The organism is Streptomyces sp. NPDC006314 (assembly GCF_040613075.1).
Taxonomy (GTDB): Bacteria; Actinomycetota; Actinomycetes; order Streptomycetales; family Streptomycetaceae; genus Streptomyces.
The window spans coordinates 257,243-274,891 of the sequence record NZ_JBEXRL010000010.1; the positions used below are offsets into that span (position 1 = coordinate 257,243).

Genomic DNA, 17,649 nt, shown 5'->3' on the forward strand with positions numbered 1-17,649 from the left:
GTCACCGACCAGACGATTACACGCCCGCGTAGGAGTGCTTGCCGCTGACGAAGATGTTGACGCCGTAGTAGTTGAACAGCCAGCAGCCGAAGGCGAGCAGCGCCAGGTAGGCGGCCTTGCGGCCCTTCCAGCCGGCCGTGGCACGGGCGTGCAGGTAGCAGGCGTAGGCGATCCAGGTGATGAAGGACCAGGTCTCCTTCGGGTCCCAGTTCCAGTAGCGGCCCCAGGCGTCGCCCGCCCAGATCGCACCCGCGATGATCGTGAACGTCCACAGCGGGAAGACGGCCGCGTTGACCCGGTAGGAGAACTTGTCGAGGGACGCGGCGGCGGGCAGCCGCTCCAGCACCGAGGTCGCGAAGGAGCCGGGCTTGCCGCCGGCCTCGAGCTTGTTCTCGTACGAGTCCTTGAACAGGTACAGGATCGTGGCGACCGCGCCGACGTAGAACACCGCGCCGCAGAAGATCGCGGTGGAGACGTGGATGTACAGCCAGTACGAGTGCAGGGCGGGAACCAACTGGTCACTCGCGGTGTACAAGACGGTGACGGCGAGACCGAGGTCGAGGAGGACCGAGGTGATCAGGAACAGCCCGAGCCAGCGCACGTTCTTCTTCAGCGCCAGCAGCCCGAGGTACACGCCGACGGCGACCGTGGAGAAGGTGATGTTGAACTCGTACATGTTGCCCCACGGCGCCCGCTCCACGGAGGCCGCGCGGCAGACGACCCCGCCCAGCTCCACCAGGAAGGCGAGCGCGGTGAGGGAGATGGCGATACGCCCGTAGAGGTCGCCCTGCTCGTCCCCGCCGTGCGCACCGGGCCCGTCCGGCACGTCCCGCGCGCCGGACGCCGAGCGGACGACGATCTTGGGTCGCTCCAGCACGGCGGTCCCGCCGGACTGCCTGACGGTGACGGCGGGCCCGCTCGCCTTCTGCGCGCCGGCGGCGGTGAGCGCGGCGGCCGTCCGGCCGACCTTGCTGCGGCTGCCGAAGAGCCACTCGGCGATGTACGCGAAGAAGGCCAGGGTGTACACGGCCATCGAGGAGTAGATCAGCGTGTTGCTGGTGCTCGCCAGGTGTTCGTTGGTCGCGACGGCGAGATCGGTTGCGGCGGCGAGAGTCACTTCTCAGCCCCTTCGGCAGGTACGACTGGGGATTCGGCGGAGTCGTCGGTGGAGTGTTCGGTGGAGTCGTCGTCCGGGTCCTCGCCGGGGCCGGCTGCCCCCGGCGCCTGGTCGTAGAGGGTTCCGGCGAGGTCGCCGAGTTCCTCGGGCAGCTTGGCGGACTCACTGCGGCCGAGCCCGGCCATCTCGACGACCGTGACGCCGTCGGCGCCGCGCACCGCCCGCACCCACACGCGGCGGCGCTGGATGAACAGGGAGCCGGCCAGACCGAAGATCGCGGCGAGGGCACCGCCGAGCGCCCAGCCGCCGCCCGGCTCCTGGACGATCTCGAAGCCGGCCCATTCCTTGATGTCCTTCTCGAAGGTGATGGACCCGGCACCGTTCGGCAGCGTGAGCGTGTCGCCCGGCTGGAGCAGCTTCTTCAGCAGCGCGCCCTTGCCGTCCTTGAACGCCTTCATGTGCGTCTTGTCGAGCTGGTACACGCTCTGCGGGATGCCGTTGACGCCGAGGTCGCCGTGGTAGGCGTTCACCGCCAGCAGCGGGTTCACCAGCGCCGGGAACCGGGAGAGCATCGTGCCGCTGTTCGCGTCGAAGGTCGGCACGAAGAAGGCCTGGAAGCCGAGCTGCTCCTTCTGGCCCTGGGCGTTGCGATAGCCGTCCATCACCTTCACCACTCCGTTGGAGGTGATGTTGCCGTCGAGCGGCAGCAGCGGCACGGCGTCGTGGAAGACCTCCTTGCCCTTGCCGTCGCGAACGGTGATGACGGGCGCGTAGCCGTGACTGACGAGGTAGACCTTGGCGTCGTCGATCTTCAGCGGCTCGTTGACCTTGATGGTGGTCGACTGTTCCTTGCCGTAGGCGCCCTTGCTGTACTTGATCTTCGCTTCGAAGGTGCGCGGTGTGCCCCTGTTGGGGCCGCTCACCTCGTAGGTGCCCTCGAAGTCCTTCAGGTCGAAGCTGAAGGGCACCAGGTCGTCGCTGATGAACAGGCGGCCGGACTGGATGTCGTCGTACATCGGGATCGCGTTGGCGAAGCCGTCGCCCTCCACCATCAGCTTCGTGCCGTCCGACTTGTACAGCTGCCCCGAGGCGAAGGCGATCAGCAGCACGATCAGCGCGATGTGGAAGATCAGGTTGCCCACCTCGCGCAGATAGCCCTTCTCGGCGGCGACGGCGTCACCGGCGGCGTGGGCGCGGAAGCGGCGCTTCCTCAGCAGGGCGAGCGCGGCCTCGCGGACCTGCTCGGGATCGGCCTCCGTACGCCACGTCGTGTAGGCGGGCAGCCGGTTCAGTCGCTTGGGCGCGCCTGGCGGACGACCGCGCAGCTGGCCGACGAACTGCCAGGTGCGCGGGACGATGCAGCCGATGAGGGAGACGAACAGCAGGATGTAGATCGCGGAGAACCACACCGAGCTGTAGACGTGGAAGAGGCCCAGCTTGTCGTAGACCGGCGCCAGCGTCCTGTGGGCGGCGCGGAAGTCCTCGACCTTGCTCGCGTCGGCACCGCTCTGCGGGATCAGCGAGCCGGGGATCGCGCCGAGCGAGAGCAGCAGGAGCAGCAGCAGCGCGACCCGCATGGAGGTCAGCTGCCGCCAGAACCAGCGGGCCCAGCCGATGACGCCGAGGCCGGGCGCGTTCGACAGCTCCTCCCGGGGCGCGGTGGACAGCTGGGAGCCCGCCGCCCCCAGGTCCTCCTGCTCCCGGCCCTCCGCTGCGTCCGGGGAGTTGCCGGGCTCGGTCTTGGAAGTCGTGCTCATCGCGTCAGATCCCCACAGTGAAGCCGTTGGACCAGGTCTGCATCTGCTGTACCAGGCCGTCCCAGGCACCGGTCAGCAGCAGCACACCGGTCACGATCATCATCGTGCCGCCGATGCGCATCACCCAGACATAGTGGCGCTTGACCCAGGCGAAGGCGCCGAGGGCCTTGCGGAAGGCCACGGCGGTGAGCACGAAGGGCACGCCGAGGCCGAGGCAGTAGATGACCGTCAGCAGGGCGCCGCGCCCGGCACTCGCCTCGTTCCAGGAGAGCGCGTTCACCGATGAGAGGGTCGGGCCGAGACAGGGCGTCCATCCGATACCGAACAGGGCACCGAGCAGGGGCGCGCCCACCAGTCCGGTGGCCGGCCGCTTGTGGAAGCGGAACTCACGCTGGGTGAACCAGGGCATCAGCCCCATGAAGAACACACCCATGAGGATCATGAGCACACCGAGCGCCTTGCTCAGCGGGTCCTTGTATTCCTGCAGGGTCGAGCCGAAGTAGCCGAACAGCGCCCCGCCCGAGACGAACACGGCGCTGAAGCCGATGACGAACAGGGAGGCACCGGCGACCATCCGTCCGCGCCGGGCCTCGGCCAGGTCGGTGCCGGCGACCCCGGTGACGTAGGAGAGGTAGCCGGGGACCAGCGGAAGGACACAGGGCGAGAAGAAGGAGACGAGGCCGCCGAGCAGCGCGACCGGTGCGGAGACCAGCAGGGCGCCGTGGAGCACGGTCTCGTTCTGACCCGTCGCGGCCAGCGTCAGAATCGCGCTCACGTCACTTCTCCGCCAGGACCGGCTTGATCATCTTCAGCAGGCTCGTGTCGTCGAGGGGCTCCAGCGCCCGCGCCGCGACCTTCCCGTCCCTGTCGATGATGAGCGTGGAGGGGATCAGCTGCGGGTTGAGGGTGCCCTTCTTGAAGCGGAGCATCAGCTTGCCCGTGGGGTCGTACAGGCTCGGGTAGCCGATCCCGTTCTCCTTCTCGAAGGCGAGCGCGGGGGTGGTGCTGGTGTCCCGGGTGTTGATGCCGACGAACTGCACGCCCTTGCCGGCGTAGTCCTTCGAGACCTTGGCGAAGTACTTCGCCTCCTCCCGGCACGGCCCGCACCAGGAGCCCCAGACGTTGACGACGACGACCTGGCCCTTGTAGTCGGCGACGTCCAGGGCCTTGCCGTCGATGGTCTCGCCGGACAGGTCCGGTGCCGTGGCCCGCTCGCTCCGGGGCGCGGTGTCGATGCCGTTGTGGCCGGTGACGAAGTGGGTGTCACCACCGCCGCCGGAGGTGCCGCCCTCACCGCACGCGGACAGGGTCAGCGACGCGACGGCGGCCACGGCACTGAGCAGGACGGCGCGGCTACGGGTACTCATGTGAAAAGTTTCGCATGCCTGTTCCGGGGATCTCGCGCACCCCCCTGCGGGGCGGAAAACCGCATTTCAGGGCGTATTTACACGGGATATTTCGGGCAGCATGCCCCGGATGCCCTCAGGCGGCGTCCGAAGACGCCGACTTGGTGCCCCGCAGGAACTCCTTCCAGCCCCCGGCGGGCCGCTGCCCGACCTCCAGCGTCCGCAGCCTGGCGAGCACCTCGGGCTTCTGCACGTCCATCCAGTCCACGAACTGCCGGAAGGAGACCAGCCGCACATCGGCGCCCTTCTCCTTCTCCCGCGCGATGTGCTTGAAGGCCTCCTCGACGGCGTCCATGTAGATGCCGCCGTTCCACTGCTCGAAGTGGTTGCCGACGAAGAACGGCGCCCGGTTTGTCTCGTATGCCCGCTTGAATCCCTGGATGTACGCCTGCGCGGACTGCTTCCGCCAGCCCGGGTAGTTGTAGGCGGGCGCCTTGGTCGAGTTGACCGACTGGTTGGCGAGCATGTTGTAGTCCATGGACAGGACCTCGAAAGAACGTCCGGGGAAAGGTATCTGCTGCAAGGGCAGGTCCCAGATCCCCAGCCGCTTCCCCGGCCACAGCTGACGGCCGCCCGGCGAGGAGGCGTCATAGCGCCAGCCCAGCTCGCGGGCGGTGGGCAGCAGGTTGTTCTGGCCCAGCAGACAGGGCGTACGACCGCCGACCAGCTCCTTGTCGTAGTCGAAGGGCAGCGACGGCAGATCGGTCCACCCGGTGTTCGTCCGCCACTCCTTCACGAACGCCTTGGCCTGCCGGATCTCGCTCCGCCACTGCTGCGGGGTCCAGTTGGCGACCGTGCCGTGGCCGGCGCAGAAGTGCCCGTTGAAGTGGGTGCCGATCTCGTGGCCCTCGAGCCAGGCCCGGCGGACGTTGGTGAGCGTGGCCTTGATGTGCTCATCGGTGAGGTAGCCGATGTCGGAGGCGCCGCGCGGGTTGTTCGGGGGCTCGTACAGCCGCTTCTTCGACTCGGGCAGCAGATACAGCCCCGAGAGGAAGAAGGTCATGCTCGCGCCGTGCTCCTTGGCGAGGTCCAGGAAGCGCGGGAAGAGTCCGTTGCCGACCTCGCCGGCGCCGTCCCAGGAGAAGATCACGAACTGCGGCGGGGTCTGCCCCGGCTCCATCGGCTCGGGCTTGGCCGGCTGGTGGGGCTGCCTGCCGGTGAAGGAGGTGGAGCCGTCACCGATGGGCCGGGCCGGACGCGCGCCGCTCTCCCCTCCCGGCTCGGCCTTCCCCTTGCCGGAACCGCCCGGGTGCCCGACACCGTCCGAGGACTCGAGACTCCCGCAGCCGACGAGACCGGCGGCGGCTGTGCCCGCGCCGAGGCCGAGTACGCCCCTCCGGGAGAAGGTGCGGGAGGTGGTGCGCATGGAGATCCCCGATTCGTCGCGCCTGCTGGTGGTCACCCAGTCAGAGGGCGCGACGATCGGGGGGGTTCCGCTAATTTGTATGCTTTTCGTAACGAATTACGTAAAGATGCTCCAAGCCACTTCAAACGGACCGTCAGAAACGGTTCGCGTCAGGCCCCGAAGGCCTTCCCCTGGACCGTGCCCTTGCCCTTCTGGGGCTTGGCACCGGCCCGCAGATGGACCGGGACGAGATCGATGGCGGGCTCGCTGTAGCCCACCGAGACGATCTTGTCGCCCCGATACGTGAAAGTCGTCAGGGAGGCGAGCGTGCACTGCCGCTTGCGCGGATCGTGCCAGAGCCGCCGCCGCTCGACGTACGAGCGCACGATCCAGATCGGCAGCTGATGGCTGACCAGCACGGCCTCGTGCCCGCGCGCCTGGTCCTTGGCGGCGTTCAGCGCGCCCATCATCCGCACGACCTGGTCGACGTACGGCTCGCCCCAGGACGGCCGGAACGGGTTGACGAGGTGCCTCCAGTTGTCCGGCTTGCGCAGGGCGCCGTCCCCGACCCCGAACGTCTTGCCCTGGAAGACGTTCTCGGCCTCGATGAGCCGCGCGTCGGTGTCCAGGTCGAGACCGTGCGCCTTGGCGATCGGGGTGGCGGTCTCCTGCGCCCGCTCCAACGGGGAGGCGCAGACATAGGTGACGTCCCGCGGGGAGAGGTGTTCGGCGACCCGGTCGGCCATCTGCCGGCCCAGCTCGGACAGGTGGTACCCGGGCAGCCGCCCGTAGAGGATCCCGTCCGGGTTCGCGACCTCGCCGTGCCGCAGGAGATGGACGACGGTGATGTCCTTGTCGCCGGCGTTGCCGGTGTTGTTGCTCACGCGGTGGCCTCCGCAGCCGCCCGGGCCGCCGCCGGAAGGGCGTCGGCGATCTTCTGGATGGCCCGCTCGTCGTGGGCCGTGGACACGAACCAGGACTCGAAGGACGACGGCGGCAGGTAGACGCCGTTCGACAGCAGCGAGTGGAAGAACGCGGTGAAGCGGAACGACTCCTGCCGCTTGGCGTCCTCGTAGTTCCGCACCTGCCGGTCGGTGAAGAACACGGAGAACATGTTGGAGGCGGTCTGCAGCCGGTGCGCGACGCCCTCCTTGCTCAGCGCCTCGGTGACGAGGGACTGGATCTGCGTGGAGACGGCGTTCACCTTCTCGTACGCCGCGTCGTCGAGGAGCCGCAGCTGGGCGAGCCCGGCGGCCGTGGCGACCGGGTTCCCGGAGAGGGTGCCGGCCTGGTAGACGGGCCCGGCGGGCGCGAGGTGGGCCATGACATCGGCGCGTCCGCCGAAGGCGGCGGCGGGGAAGCCACCGCCCATGACCTTCCCGAAGGTCATGAGGTCGGGGGTGACCCCGTCGACCCCGTACCAGCCGCTCCTGCTGGTCCGGAACCCGGTCATCACCTCGTCGGAGATGTAGAGGGCGCCGTTCTTGTGGCAGGCGTCCCTGAGCCCCTGGTTGAACCCGGGGTCCGGCGGCACGACGCCCATGTTGCCGGGTGAGGCCTCCGTGATCACGCAGGCGATCTCGCCCGGGTGCCGGTGGAAGGCCTCCTGCACGGCCTCCAGGTCGTTGTACGGCAGCACGATCGTGTCGCCGGCCTGGGCACCGGTGACGCCCGGGGTGTCGGGCAGCGCGAAGGTCGCGACACCGCTGCCCGCCGCGGCGAGCAGCGAGTCCACGTGCCCGTGGTAGCACCCGGCGAACTTGATCACCTTGGCCCGCCGGGTGAACCCGCGGGCGAGCCGGATGGCCGACATGGTCGCCTCGGTCCCGCTGCTGACGAGCCGGACCTGCTCGACGGGCGCGACGCGGGCGACGATCTCCTCGGCGAGCGCGACCTCGCCCTCACCGGGCGTACCGAAGGACGTACCGCGGGCCACGGCCTCCTGGACGGCGGCGATGACCTCGGGGTGGGCGTGCCCGAGGATCATGGGCCCCCAGGAACACACGAGATCGACGTACTCGCGCCCGTCGGCGTCGGTGAGGTGGGCCCCCTTCCCCGACACCATGAACCGCGGGGTGCCGCCGACGGCGCGGAAGGCGCGCACCGGGGAGTTCACACCGCCGGGCGTGACGGCGGAGGCACGGTCGAAGAGCGCCTGGGACGCGGGCGCTTCGTACGGATAGGGCGTTTCGCTCAGGGCACTCATGACGTGCGAGTTCTCCGACTTCTCGGACTCCGGTTGCGTGGTGACCCCCTCAGGGTAGGCCGCGCCCCGTCCGGACAGCGGACGACCTCAAGATCAAAGCGTTGCCGTCCGCCATCTGCGAGACTGAAACCTGATACACACAGCTCCTACGCACGTAATGATCAGAGGCCGGGAAGTTCCCCGTGGACTGTTGTCCACCGCACGTTTCGGCGGGCGGCCGTGGGGGAGGTCACTGACACGATGATCGGGTTGCGCGGCGGGGGCCACGCGTCCTAGAAAAGCAGTCGGGTGGAGATATGCATCGCGGTGGCGGACTGGGCGAGGGGACTGATGACCTGGGTCCTCGACGTGCCCGGCGGGGAAGGCACCGGCGCGACGCGGAGGAAACAACCGAAACACGTCAGACTGACGCACGTCAGGCACAGGGTGTACCGAGTGAGCCCGAGCGGTACGACCGGCAGATCGACCGGATCGACCAGCAGCCGGAGTGGCAGATCGACCAGCAGCTGGACCGGCAGGCCGACCAGCACCCGCACCGGCAGCTGGACCGACCGATCGACCGCCGGCTCGACCACCGGGCCGACCGCCTCGGGGCGGGAAGCAGGAAGGGTGGTCGAGTGGGGGTGACGTACAAATACTTCGGCGCGCCGGACGGTGCGACCGCGGCCCGCGTCCCCATCTCGATGCGCCCCGAGGAACTCGGTGGCGACGAACTGGGCATGAACGGCATGTTCACCAAGATCAAGCCGGAGACCATGGCCGCGATGGTGCTGACCGGCATCGAAGGCGTACCCCTGCACAAGGTGCCGCCCCTGGAACTGGTCGTCCTGCACCCCGACTACGCGGTCGTCAAGCTCCCCATGACGGTCGTCGACCCCCTGCGCGGCATCGGCGAGGAGGCGGTCGGCGCAGCGGCCTTCATCTGGTCGACGGTCCCGGACCGGGGCGGCCCGCGGGACGCGTTCAATGTGTACCAGCTGCTCCACGAGTGGCAGGACTTCTCGCACCGGTTGCATGACGCGGGGCATCAGGCTTACTGCCTGGTGTGGCCCTGACCTGGGTTTCGCTGGTTCGGGCGGGGTTTGCCGACCCCGCCCCCGTCATGTGCCGGGAGGGGCCGTCAGGCGGGCCAGGGCACAAGGAGGGCACATTGCCGCCACCCGGTCCCGCTGGCCCCCTCCTGCGGACCCTCGGGCGCGTCGCCGGCACAGCCGACCGCAAGTTCTTCGTGAGCGGCTCGATCACCAGCCGGCCGGAGAGACCCGGACGCGAACCTCGTCACGGCCGACGGAATCCTCGTCGTCCCGGACCTCGACAGCGCCCGCGCCCTGTTCCCGGGTGTGCAACGTGCCTGGCCATCCACATCACCGGGCGCCGGAGCGGAGTGCCTGTCTACGATCAGCCGTCATGGACTGGCTGGAGCGGATCGCGAAGCTGAGGCAGTGGACCAGGAGCGGAACCCGCGCTCCGCACAAGCCGCTGCTGCTCCTGTACGCCCTCGGCCGGTTCCAGCGGGATGCGGAGGGCGGCCTGCGATACAGCGCGGTGGAGCAGGATCTGCAGCGGCTCCTTGCCGAGTACGGCCCGCCGAACAAGACGACGCCCGCCTACCCCTTCCACCACTTGGTCGGCGACGGCGTATGGGAGGTGCGCACCGATCGCGGGCCCGGCAGTCCCGGAAGCGGGGTACGGGACCTCCGGGAGACGGGCGCCAATGGGCGGTTGGCGCCGGACCTGAGAGCCGCGCTGCGACGGGAACCGGAACTCCTCGGGAGAGTCGCGCGATTGCTGCTCGACCTGCACTTCGCGCCCTCCCTGCACGGGGAACTGTGCGAAGCCGTCGGCCTGGGACTGGAGCTGGCGGAGGCCGAGCAGCTCTCGGCGGTACGCAGGCAGCGGGACCCGCGGATGCGGGAACTGGTACTGACCGCCTACGAGTACCGGTGCGCCTTCTGCGGGTACGACGGCAGGATCGGCGCGGTACCGGTCGGGTTGGAGGCCGCCCATGTGCGCTGGTGGGCGTTCGGCGGCCCCGACGAGATCGATAACGGGTTGTGCCTGTGCGCGCTGCACCACAAGCTCTTCGACAAGGGCGTCCTCGGTGTGGGAGACGATCACCGCATCCTGGTCTCGCAGCGCTTCGTCGGCCACAGCCCCGCCGCCCGCGAGCACGTCGTGGCCCTCGCAGGCCGCCCACTCGTCGGCCCACAGCCCGGCGCGCGCCCTGTCGCCACAGCTCACCGCGACTGGCACGCCCGTCAGGTCTTCCACGGCGAGCCACGCCCTGGCACGGCCACCTGACCGCTGTGGCCCCCGCGAGACACCGTTTCGCTGGTTTCGGGCGGGGTTTTCGCCCCCTGCCCCCGGCCATGCGCCGCAGCGGCCGCCAGGCGGTCAGGGCATCACGAAGCGCCGCCCTCAGGCCGACGGGCCTCGTCGTGATGGACGACCGTGATGTGGTGTTCGGGGCCCGGCGTTTCGAGTTCGTCGAGCACGGCGGCGGCCAGGTCCTCGGCGCTGATCCAGGACCGCCCGCCGGCGGTGGTGAGCAGGGTGTCGGTACCGCGCCGGTAGCGGCCGGTCCGTTCACCGGGCAGCAGCAGGGCCGGTGGGCTCAGGTAGACCCAGTCGGCACCGCCGTGGGCCCGGCAGGTCCGTAGCTGAGCTATGCCGGCGGCGGCCACGTCCTTCACCTCGGCTGGCACGTACGCGGGGTTGTCCGCGATGAGCAGCTCACGGTCGTCGGGGCTGCGCAACGCACCGGCGCCTCCGACCACGAGGACGCGGATACCCAGCCGCGCGGCGATGTCCAGCACCGTGCGGGTGGCGCCGACCAGGAACTCCTCGTCGACCGGTGCGGTGCGCAGGGTCAGCACCACGGCGTCCACGGCACCGGTCGAGGCGGAGCCCGTGAGGGCCTCGCGTACGGCGTGTGGGTCCTGCGCGTCGACCGCGATCGGTGTCACGTCCGGGTCAGCGGGGTCCGCGCTCGCGGGCTTCCGGGAGAGCGCGAGCACCCGGTGTCCGCGTGCGGCGGCCTCGTTGATCACCCGGCTGCCGACCATCCCGGTGGCACCGAGCACGGCGATCGTCATGTCCGGCCCCGTGGAACCCGCCTCCATCGACCCTGCCTCCATCGACCCTGCCTTCATCGACCCTGCCTTCATGGAACGTGCCTCCGTTGAGCCCGTCTCCATCGGCCCTGCGTTCATCGAGCCTGTCTTCATCGGGCCCGGTCCTCTCGGAGTTGGTGGTCTTCGTCGAACTCGGGCCTGTGCGGCTCGACTTCTCGCGCGCGCCCTCGCGCCGGCCCGCCGCGCGGCACGGCACGGCCGGACGGCTTCGGGGGATCGAGCTGTGCGGCCAGCATGGCGGCCAGGGCGAGGACGAAGCCCAGGGACTGCAGCAGGCTCAGCGACTCGCCCCGTGCGATGCCGATGACGGTCGCGACGAGCGGAGACAGCAGTACCAGCGGAGCCGACGCGCCGACCGGCAGCCGGCCGATCCCCCGGAACCACAGCGTGTACGCGATCAGCCCGCCCATGCTGCCCAGCCACAGGTAGCCGCCGGCGGCTCCGGCGTCGATCCGCGGTGGCACTCCCTCGATCACCAGGGTGAGCGGGAGCAGCAGCAGCCCCCCGACCGTCAGTTGCCAGCCGGCCAGGGTCAGCGGACCGACTCCTGCGGGGCGGCCCCAGCGCTTGGTGAGGACGACCCCGCCGGCCATGGCGGCCGTACCACCGAGGCCGGCGAGGACCCCGACGGCGTCCAGCCGGGCCTCCGGCCCGAGCACGACGAGTCCGACGCCGAGCACGCCGAGCAGACCCCAGGTCAGTCGCCAGGCCGTCGGCCGGTCGCGGAGCACCGCGACGGCCAATCCGGCGACCAGCAGCGGCTGGGCGGCACTGAGGGTGGCGGCGACACCGCCGGGCAGTCGTTCGGCCGCCAGGAACAGCAGGGGGAAGAGGGCACCGATGTTGAGCACGCCGAGGACGGCGGCCTTCCACCACCAGCCCCCGCGCGGGAACACGCGGGTGACCGCCATCCCGAGCAGTCCGGCGGGCAGGGCGCGCATCAGCCCGGCGAACAGCGGATGCCCGGGCGGTAACAGCTCCGTGGTGACGACGTACGTGGTGCCCCACGAAGCAGGAGCGAGAGCGGTCAGCGCGACGGTTGCCACCTGCTGCGCGGACGGGCTGCCCAGCGCGCCGGCAGACCGCTCGGTCGAGGAATCCATGCAAGGAGTCTCGGCGGCAACCCACCATGAGTCCAAAGCATGGTTGTCATGGCAGCTATGAAGGATGACGATTGGTCATGTGGACCTTCAGCAGATGCGTTATGTCGTCGCCGTCGCCGAAACCCGCAACTTCACGCGCGCGGCGGAGCGTTGCTTCGTGGTGCAGTCCTCGCTCAGTCACCGGATCGCCGCCCTGGAACGGGAGCTGGGGGTCCAGCTGTTCGCCCGTTCCAGCCGCCGCGTGGAGCTGACCAGCGCCGGAGCGGCGTTTCTCGCCGGCGCGCGGGAGTGTCTGGCCGCCGCGGACCGCGCGGCCGCCGACGCCGCCGCCGCGACCGGTGTGGTGCGCGGCCGGCTCGCCGTCGGCGTGATCGTGACGACGGCCGCCGTGGACGTACCCGAGCTGTTGCAGCGGTACCGCACCCAGCACCCGGACGTACGCGTCGTCCTGCGTTCCGGACGCAGCGACGAACTGGCGGCGGCGGTGCGGAACGGCGACCTGGACATCGCCTTCCTCGGTCTGCCGGAGGGCGAACGGCCGTCCGGTGTGGAGACCGTCGTACTCGATCACGACGAGCATGTACTGGTCGTGCCGGCCGGGCACCGGCTGGCGGGCTCTTCCGAGGTCACACTGCGGGAGATCGCCGAGGAGACCTTCGTGGACTTCGTGCGCGGAACACCCGGCCGGGCTCAGTCCGATCGGGCGTTCGCCGCCGCGGGCCTGGCCCGTGACGTCGCGTACGAGGCCGGTGTCGTCGAGCTGATCACCCGGCTGATCGCGCGCGGGCTCGGCATCGCGCTGCTGCCGTCGGCGTTCATCCGGCCGCTGGCCGCCGGTGATCCCGGACTGGCGCTGGTGCCGGTGGCCGACGGACCGCATCGCGTCGAGTGTCTGGCGTGGAGCCGGTTCAACCCCAGTCCGGCCACCCTGGCGATGCTGGACGTCCTCGGGGTCCGCTCCCGGCCCCGGCCGGGGGAGAAGGACCTCCGGGCCGCCCGGTGAGGAACTCGGCGCCGGAGCCGGTGAGCAGGTCGGCGGCGTCGGCGGTGAGCGCGGCCAGGGCCGTGCTCGACGATCTGGGTGGTGGGGTGCGCGGCGGCCCGGTACAGGCCCCGGTCCGGGGACCAGTGCAGCGGGGAGGTCGCCGGGCGCGGGTCAGCGCGTCGTACAGGGCGGCGAGGGTGCCCGGCGGTAGCCGGCGTCCCGTCGGTGCGCCCCCTTCAGCGGCACAACTCCATGACCCAGTCCTCGAGGCCGGGAAACTCCTCACGGGCCAGCGCCACCAGCGTCGCGGCGGGCTGCCCGCGCCCCGGCGCGAACCCCTCGGCCACGGCCGTCAGACCGGCGTCCGGGCGGCTGGTGACACCCGCCCCGTAGGCGTCGATCGCCTCCATGGGTCCCAGCCCGTCGGCCAGGACCCACAGGAAGTCGGCCAGATCGCGGGCGACGACGCCGGTCTGCCCCTCGGAGCCGAGGAAGACGACCGGCTGCTCGGCGGGTTCACGGCCGGGGCGCACCAGCCAGAACGCCGCGTAACCACCGGTGCCGTCGCTGCCGAACACCCGGAAGACGTCCCCGCGCACGTCCGGGTTGCCGGTCCACGACCGGAACCAGTCGGTCGTGTCCTCGGCGGGGAGAAAGGCGTCGAAGGGCTCGAAGTCGACCCCGTCGCCGTGGTCGTACGCGAACGGGTGGGCCAGCGCGGCGGCGAGCGCGGCGGGGAAGCGGCGGTCGTCCTCGGCGGAGATCATGCGCGCAGCGTAGCCACGGACGCCGACAACACACCCGCGGACCCCGGCGGAACGGCGCCCGGTTGCCAGGGGCTCGACAGCGCCACCTCCGTGCGCCGCCACGGCCGCGTTCACGTCCTCGGCCCTCATGGAGCGGCCCCGCCCGTGGTCCTGGCCGCCCGGCACCCGGCCGGACGCCATCGGCGCCGACGAGGCCGGTGACGCCCTCCATGTCCACGCTGAGGTGGATCCGCACGGCATCGGCCCGACCGACCCTACGTATTGTAGGTTCCCAACCGCCAACGGCGTCACGTCTGTTCATCGGGGGAGTCATGCAGGGAACGGAACCGGAGCCCGGCGGGGAGGTCGGTGTCCACAGCCTCGCGCCGACGCTGGCCCTGCTGGTCGTCAGCCTCGCGATCGCCGCCGTCGGCGTGTACGAGCTGTGCGGCTTCGGGCTGCACAGCCTCGACCGGCGCCCGCACCTGTTCAGCGACGGCCTCGCGACCGGCGGGGTGATCGTCGCCGTGGTGGCGGCCGGGGCGGCGGTGGGCAACCTGGCCTGGCTGCTGGCGACGGCCCGGCGCGGTACCGGCGGCTGACGGGTGAGGCCCTGTCCACAACCTCGCGGACGGCACACCTAGCCCCGGGACGACGGCGCGAGGGCGGGCGGATGCTCCTGGCTCTCGTAGGAATCGACGTCGCCGTCCTTCCACTCGGGGTCGTAGGCGCAGGGCCCGGCGGCACCGCCGATGAAGTACTCCCGCTCCGGGAACCAGGTGAAGGACATCCGCTCGTCCCCGCCGTCCCGCTGGACGAAGAGATCCCAGTCCTCACCCGCCTCGCCCTCACGGTACGACGTGACCTCCCAGCCCTCGTCCTGCAACTGGCGGTGCAGCCGGCGCAGGCCGGACACGGCCACGCTCGCCGGCACGTGGTCCAGGGCCCAGTTGTGGTCCATCCGGTAGGCGCCGTCGACGGTCTTGTCCTCCAGTCCCAGCAGGCCACCGTCGTAACAGAGGCCGGAGCCGAACGTGTTGTCCGTGCTGACGCCGACGCGCTCGACTCCCGGCTCGATGGTGCGCCGGAAACCCAGGACGTCATAGGCCTCCTGGGACCGCTGGAACACGCGGCCCGCCATGTCCTCGCGCGGGACACGGGGGAAGTCCGTCGACCCCCATGCGTTACAGACGAGCGTGACGATCAGAACGAGCAGACCGACGAACACGGCACAGCCACATCCGAGCACCCCTCGGACAAGGGCGGCCCCGGCTCGGGCAGTTCCGGTGGGAGCGGTGGCGGCGGTGGTGGCGGTGTCGGTCGGTGCGGTTTCCTCGGGCATGTGGGGACGGTATTCCGGCGGGAGACCGCGGCGGATGGGTCCGGTTACCCGGCAGGGCGTAGGTACGGGTACTCAACCGAGACGGTTACCGGAGCCTCTCCGCCTACTACGCGGACGTGGAGTACCAACCCGCAGCCGATCGACTCCGCCCGCCCGGGCGGCCGACGCATCGACACCCTCCGGCCCCACGCCCTTCGGCCCGCCCTCAGCCGCCCCCGCCGGGCACACCGCCACCACTGCCCGCGAACCCGCCGCCTGCCGTGAACCCGCCGCCCACCGTGAACCCGATGACCGTCCCGCCGCCCTCCCGCCGGAAGGCGAACGGCGCTCCGCCGTGTGCCATGGCGACCTCGCGCACGATGGACAGCCCGAGGCCCGACCCCGGCAGGGACCGCGCGTCGGCGGCCCGGTAGAAGCGGTCGAAGATGCGGATGAGGTCGCCGTCGGCGATACCGGGTCCCCGGTCCAGCACCTCCACGCGCACGGTGCCCGGCCGCGCCGGCCCGGTGACGGCGACCTCGATCGGCGCCTTGCCGTCCCGGTCGAACTTGGCCGCGTTCTCGATCAGGTTGGAGACGGCCCGCTGGAGCATCCCGGGCCGTCCGTCGGTCGTCGTGGCACCGCTCGTACGCAGCACGATCTCCCGGCCGGTGCGCCGCCTGGCCAGCCCCACCACGTCCTCGGCGATGTCGGCGAGGTCCACCCGCTGCGGCGGCTCGGCGTCGGACTGCCCGGCGGCGAGGTCGACCAGCTCGTTGACCAGGTCGGTCAGTTCCCTGGCCTCCTGGGTGAGGTCGGCGACCAGGTCCTCCCGCGTGGCCGGCGGAAGCTCGTCGATCCGCCGCAGCAGCGAGATGTTGGTACGAAGGGACGTCAACGGCGTGCGGAGTTCGTGCCCCGCGTCCTGGACGAGCCGCCGCTGGTCCTCCTCGGACTGGGCGAGCCGGCCCAGCATGCGGTCGAAGGCACGCCCGAGCCGCCCCACCTCGTCCAGGCCCGCGACCGGCACCTCGATACCCAGCTGCCGGGTACGGGCCACGTCCTCCGCGGCGGACGTGAGGATCACCAGCCGCCGGGTGATCCGCCGGGCCAGCCACCACCCGAACAGTCCGGCGGCGACCACGACCGCCGCCATCAGGATCAGCGTGCGCTGCTGCAGCGCCCGCAGCAGGTCCTCGGTGTCGCTGAACTCCTGCGCGACCTGGACGGCGCCCCGTCCGTCGCCGAGCGAGACGGTGGCGATGCGGAACAGGTCCTCGTCGACCCGTACGTCCTGGTGCTGGACGACCTTCCCGGCCGACCGGGCGAGGGCTACGGCCTGGTCATGGGAGGTGACGGGCAGCACCGGGTTGCCGTGGTCGACGATCTGCCCCTGCGCGCCGAGCACCTGTACGTCGGTGCGTGCGGGGCGGACCAGGTCGTGCCCCGGGCGGGAGGAGGAGAAGTCCTCGGGGACCATCTCCTGCTGTCGTACCTCGTCCTGGACGTCCCGCACGACCTGCGTGAACAACGACTGCTGGTCGACGCGGACCAGCCGGGCGGCGGAGCCGTAGGACAGGATGCCGACGAGGATCGTGACGGCGGCGGTCACGGCCGCGAAGGACACGGCGAAGGTGGTGCGCAGGGAGACGAGCTTGGGCCGGCGCAGGGCCGGCGGCCGCCGCGGGCGGCCCACTCAGTCCTCCCGCAGCACGTAACCCACGCCCCGCACGGTGTGGATCAGCTGCGGCGCGCCCGGCTCGTCCAGCTTGCGGCGCAGATAGCCGACGTAGACGGCGAGGTTCTTGGAGCCCGGCCCGAAGTCGTAGCCCCAGATCCGGTCGTAGATCGTCGAGTGGTCGAGCACGATGGCCGCGTTCCGCACGAGCAGTTCCAGCAGCTCGAACTCGGTGCGGGTCAGTTCCAGCTCGCGCCTGCCGCGCCAGGCGCGGCGGGCCTGCAGGTCCATGCGGAGGCCGGCGGCCTCCAGCTGCCGGTCGGAGATTCGGACATCGGCCCGGCCGGGGTCGGTGGTGCCGCCGCTGCCGCCCGCCGCGGCGGGCACCGGGCTGGTACGGCGCAGCAGGGCCCGCAGCCGGGCGAAGACCTCTTCCACGTCGAACGGCTTGACCACGTAGTCGTCGGCGCCGGCGTCCAGGCCCGCGATGCGGTCGGCGGTCTCCACGAGCGCGGTGAGCATGAGGATCGGGGTGCGGTCACCCTCGGCGCGCAGCGCCCGGCAGACCTGGAGCCCGTCGATGCCCGGCATCATCACGTCGAGCACCAGGACGTCCGGCGGCGTCCTGTGCGCCTGCGCCAGCGCCTCGACGCCGTCGGCGACCGCCGTCACGTCGTACCCCTCCAGCGTCAGGGCACGCTCCAGGGCATGACGGATGGCGCGGTCGTCTTCGGCGAGCAGCACAGTCTGGGGCACGCATCCAGTCTGCCAAGGCCTCCGGCGGTCAGGCCGGGCCTAGCCGGCCCACGATCACCCTTTTTTACCGCCCTCTCACCGTCACACGGACAGCC

Annotated in this window: 18 protein-coding genes; 4 read left to right on the top strand and 14 right to left on the bottom strand. The window is 70.8% G+C overall.

Annotated features, from left to right (window positions below):
- Positions 1-16 precede the first annotated feature (16 nt).
- The 8 genes from ccsB to ABZ079_RS20825 all read right to left on the bottom strand — a co-directional run bounded on the left by ccsB (position 17) and on the right by ABZ079_RS20825 (position 8,406).
- Positions 17-1,117 carry a c-type cytochrome biogenesis protein CcsB gene (gene ccsB, locus ABZ079_RS20790; RefSeq protein WP_356940887.1) on the bottom strand — a complete coding sequence of 367 codons (1,101 nt, stop codon included), beginning with the start codon at positions 1,115-1,117 and terminating at the stop codon, positions 17-19.
- A complete protein-coding gene (locus tag ABZ079_RS20795) occupies positions 1,114-2,874 on the bottom strand; it encodes a cytochrome c biogenesis protein ResB (RefSeq protein ID WP_356940888.1) in 1,761 nt (586 codons plus the stop codon). Before ABZ079_RS20795 ends, ccsB begins: the two co-directional genes overlap by 4 nt.
- Before the next feature lie 4 nt (positions 2,875-2,878).
- A complete protein-coding gene (locus tag ABZ079_RS20800) occupies positions 2,879-3,649 on the bottom strand; it encodes a cytochrome c biogenesis protein CcdA (protein ID WP_356940889.1) in 771 nt (256 codons plus the stop codon).
- 1 nt (position 3,650) lies between these two features.
- Positions 3,651-4,241: a TlpA disulfide reductase family protein gene (locus ABZ079_RS20805; RefSeq protein WP_356940890.1), complete on the bottom strand. Its 591-nt coding sequence runs from the start codon at positions 4,239-4,241 to the stop codon at positions 3,651-3,653.
- Positions 4,242-4,356: 115 nt separating this feature from the next.
- Positions 4,357-5,646, bottom strand: a complete 1,290-nt coding sequence (locus tag ABZ079_RS20810; protein ID WP_356940891.1) for a hypothetical protein — start codon at positions 5,644-5,646, stop codon at positions 4,357-4,359.
- A 149-nt stretch (positions 5,647-5,795) separates the two neighbouring features.
- A complete protein-coding gene (locus ABZ079_RS20815; protein ID WP_356940892.1) occupies positions 5,796-6,509 on the bottom strand; it encodes a histidine phosphatase family protein in 714 nt (237 codons plus the stop codon).
- Positions 6,506-7,822 carry a glutamate-1-semialdehyde 2,1-aminomutase gene (gene hemL / locus ABZ079_RS20820; protein ID WP_356940951.1) on the bottom strand — a complete coding sequence of 439 codons (1,317 nt, stop codon included), beginning with the start codon at positions 7,820-7,822 and terminating at the stop codon, positions 6,506-6,508. The genes ABZ079_RS20815 and hemL overlap by 4 nt, the downstream gene beginning before the upstream one ends.
- Positions 7,823-8,103: 281 nt before the next feature.
- A complete protein-coding gene (locus tag ABZ079_RS20825) occupies positions 8,104-8,406 on the bottom strand; it encodes a hypothetical protein (RefSeq protein WP_356940893.1) in 303 nt (100 codons plus the stop codon).
- Positions 8,407-8,448: 42 nt separating this feature from the next.
- On the opposite strand from ABZ079_RS20825, the gene ABZ079_RS20830 reads away from it, so the two are divergent.
- A complete protein-coding gene (locus tag ABZ079_RS20830) occupies positions 8,449-8,886 on the top strand; it encodes a hypothetical protein (RefSeq protein ID WP_356940894.1) in 438 nt (145 codons plus the stop codon).
- Between the two features lie 352 nt (positions 8,887-9,238).
- On the top strand, positions 9,239-10,132 hold the full coding sequence (locus ABZ079_RS20835; protein ID WP_356940895.1) for a phosphorothioated DNA-binding restriction endonuclease: 894 nt from the start codon (positions 9,239-9,241) through the stop codon (positions 10,130-10,132).
- Between the two features lie 101 nt (positions 10,133-10,233).
- Here the strand turns inward: ABZ079_RS20835 and ABZ079_RS20840 are convergent, their stop codons facing one another.
- Together ABZ079_RS20840 and ABZ079_RS20845 are read right to left on the bottom strand one after the other, a co-directional pair.
- Positions 10,234-10,926, bottom strand: coding sequence for an NAD(P)H-binding protein (locus ABZ079_RS20840; protein WP_356940952.1), 693 nt, complete (start codon positions 10,924-10,926; stop codon positions 10,234-10,236).
- Between the two features lie 128 nt (positions 10,927-11,054).
- A complete protein-coding gene (locus ABZ079_RS20845) occupies positions 11,055-12,068 on the bottom strand; it encodes an EamA family transporter (protein ID WP_356940896.1) in 1,014 nt (337 codons plus the stop codon).
- 79 nt (positions 12,069-12,147) lie between these two features.
- Between ABZ079_RS20845 and ABZ079_RS20850 the strand changes: the two genes are divergently transcribed.
- Positions 12,148-13,071 carry a LysR family transcriptional regulator gene (locus ABZ079_RS20850; RefSeq protein WP_356940897.1) on the top strand — a complete coding sequence of 308 codons (924 nt, stop codon included), beginning with the start codon at positions 12,148-12,150 and terminating at the stop codon, positions 13,069-13,071.
- Positions 13,072-13,289: 218 nt separating this feature from the next.
- Here the strand turns inward: ABZ079_RS20850 and ABZ079_RS20855 are convergent, their stop codons facing one another.
- Positions 13,290-13,820, bottom strand: a complete 531-nt coding sequence (locus ABZ079_RS20855; protein WP_356940898.1) for an SMI1/KNR4 family protein — start codon at positions 13,818-13,820, stop codon at positions 13,290-13,292.
- Between the two features lie 311 nt (positions 13,821-14,131).
- Here ABZ079_RS20855 and ABZ079_RS20860 point away from each other — a divergent pair, with 311 nt between their 5' ends.
- Positions 14,132-14,401, top strand: coding sequence for a hypothetical protein (locus tag ABZ079_RS20860; RefSeq protein WP_356940899.1), 270 nt, complete (start codon positions 14,132-14,134; stop codon positions 14,399-14,401).
- 38 nt (positions 14,402-14,439) lie between these two features.
- Here ABZ079_RS20860 and ABZ079_RS20865 read toward each other — a convergent pair whose 3' ends face one another.
- From ABZ079_RS20865 to ABZ079_RS20875, 3 genes are all read right to left on the bottom strand, one after another.
- Positions 14,440-15,141 carry a hypothetical protein gene (locus ABZ079_RS20865; RefSeq protein WP_356940900.1) on the bottom strand — a complete coding sequence of 234 codons (702 nt, stop codon included), beginning with the start codon at positions 15,139-15,141 and terminating at the stop codon, positions 14,440-14,442.
- Positions 15,142-15,346: 205 nt separating this feature from the next.
- The gene (locus ABZ079_RS20870; RefSeq protein ID WP_356940901.1) at positions 15,347-16,816 is read right to left on the bottom strand and encodes a HAMP domain-containing sensor histidine kinase; all 1,470 of its coding nucleotides are present in this window, start codon (positions 16,814-16,816) and stop codon (positions 15,347-15,349) included.
- Positions 16,817-17,554 carry a response regulator transcription factor gene (locus ABZ079_RS20875; protein ID WP_356940902.1) on the bottom strand — a complete coding sequence of 246 codons (738 nt, stop codon included), beginning with the start codon at positions 17,552-17,554 and terminating at the stop codon, positions 16,817-16,819.
- Positions 17,555-17,649 lie beyond the last annotated feature (95 nt).